The sequence below is a fragment of the Fructilactobacillus sp. X7R9C1 genome, assembly GCF_059901005.1.
This window is the reverse complement of sequence record NZ_JBWXVG010000025.1, coordinates 1-2,301: the sequence shown is the minus strand read 5'-3', so window position 1 is coordinate 2,301 and position 2,301 is coordinate 1. Positions and strand designations below refer to the sequence as shown.

Annotated in this window: 1 protein-coding gene; it reads left to right on the top strand. The window is 44.2% G+C overall.

The annotated features are described in order from the left end of the window. The coding region (locus AC6UD0_RS07130) for a mucin-binding protein (RefSeq protein WP_500708657.1) at window positions 1-2,301 on the top strand (2,301 nt) is incomplete at both ends.

The window sequence follows — 2,301 nt, the reverse complement described above, 5'->3', positions numbered from 1 at the left end:
CACTACGTCTATGCTGATGGCAGCAAAGCTTCCGATGACAAAGTTGAAACGGTTACGTTTACAAGAACGGCAACCTTTGACGAAGTAACTGGCAAGTTAACTTACAGTAACTGGACTTCAACTAACGCTGTCTTTGGACAAGTTGATTCTCCAGCAATCACGGGCTACACTCCAGATAAAGCAAGTGTTGGTTCAGAAACTGCCACAGCCGACACGCCAGACGGATCTGTAACCGTTACTTACAACGCTAACGAAGAAAAAGCACAAGTTAATTACGTCGATCAAGACGAAGGTAACAAGCTTATTTATAGCGATGCTTTAACTGGTAAGTTTGGTAGTAAGTCTGGTTACACTACGAAGGACGAAATTGCCAAGTTAGAGGCTCAAGGTTACGAATTAGTATCCGACGGATACCCTGTTGATGGTTATACCTTCAATACCGACAATCCAACCTTTACCGTTGTTTTGAAACATAAGACCAAGACGGTTACACCAGATAACCCTGGTCAACCAGGTCAACCAGTTGATCCAAATAACCCAACCGGACCAAAATATCCTGATGGAACTAGTAAAGATAATTTAACCAAGTCAATTACGAGAACCATCCACTACGTTTATGCCGATGGTAGTAAGGCCGCTGATGATAAAGTTGAAACGGTTACGTTCAACAGAACCGCAACCTTCGACCAAGTTACTGGCAAGATTATCAGCTACGGCGACTGGACTACTAAGAATGCGGTCTTTAGCTCAATTGATTCACCAGCCATTACGGGATACACTCCTGATAAGGCAAGTGTTGGTTCAGAAGCTGCCACTGCTGACACACCTGACGGATCTGTTACTGTTACGTACAATGCCAACGAACAAAAGGCGTTAGTTAACTACGTTGACCAAGATGATAATAACAATGTTATTCATTTTGATGACCTAAACGGTAAGTTCGGTACCAAGGCTAACTACAGTACTAAAGATGAGATTGCCAAGTTAGAAGCTAAGGGCTACGAATTGGTATCCGACGGATACCCCGCTGATGGTTTTACTTTCAATACTGATAATCCAACCTTTACCGTTGTCTTGAAGCACAGAACCAAGACTGTTACACCGGACAATCCAGGAAACCCAGGACAACCAGTGGATCCAAACAATCCAGACGGACCTCATTATCCAGACGGAACTGGTGTAAATGACCTAACTAAGACCATTACCAGAACCGTGCATTATGTCTATGCTGACGGTAGTAAAGCTTCCGATGATAAAGTTGAAACCGTCACGTTCACAAGAACAGCAACTTTTGATGAAGTTACCGGCAAGGTTATCAGCTACGGCGACTGGACTACTAAGAATGCGGTCTTTAGCTCAATTGATTCACCAGCCATTACGGGATACACTCCTGATAAGGCAAGTATTGGTTCCGAAACTGCCACTGCTGACACACCGGACGGAAGTGTTACCGTTACCTACAATGCCAACGATGAAAAGGCTCAAGTTGAGTACATCGATCAAGACAATGGTAACGAGGTTATTCATACTGATGGCTTGAACGGGAAATTCGGTTCTAAGTCGGACTACAGTACGAAGGAAGAAATCGCTAAACTAGAAGCCCAAGGATATGAACTTGTATCCGATGGCTTCCCAGGTGATGGTTACACCTTCAATACTGATAACCCAACTTTCAAGGTTGTTTTGAAACACAAGACCAAGGAAGTTACTCCGGATAATCCAGGAAACCCAGGACAACCAGTTGATCCAAACAACCCAACTGGACCAAAGTATCCAGATGGTACTAGCAAGACCGACTTGACCAAGACCATCACTAGAACGGTTCACTACGTTTACGCTGACGGTAGTAAAGCTTCAGAGGACCGCATTGAAACGGTTACGTTCAACAGAACGGCCACCTTTGATGAAGTAACGGGTAAGGTAACTTACAGTAACTGGACGTCAACGAACGCTGTCTTCGGTTCAATTGTTTCCCCAACCATTACGGGATACACTCCAGATAAGGCAAGTGTTGGTTCACAAACTGCCACGGCTGACACGCCAGATTCAAGTGTCACGGTTACCTACAATGCTAACGATGAAGTCGTTCACATTAACTATGTTGATCAGGATAAAGGCAATGCCCTTATCACTAGTGATACCGTTAACGGTAAGTTTGGTAGCAAGGCTAACTACAGTACGAAAGATGAAATCGCTAAGTTAGAAGCGCAAGGATATGAATTAGTATCCGACGGATACCCTGCGGATGGCTTTACCTTTAATACTGATGGCCCAACCTTCACGGTTGTGCTCAAACACAAG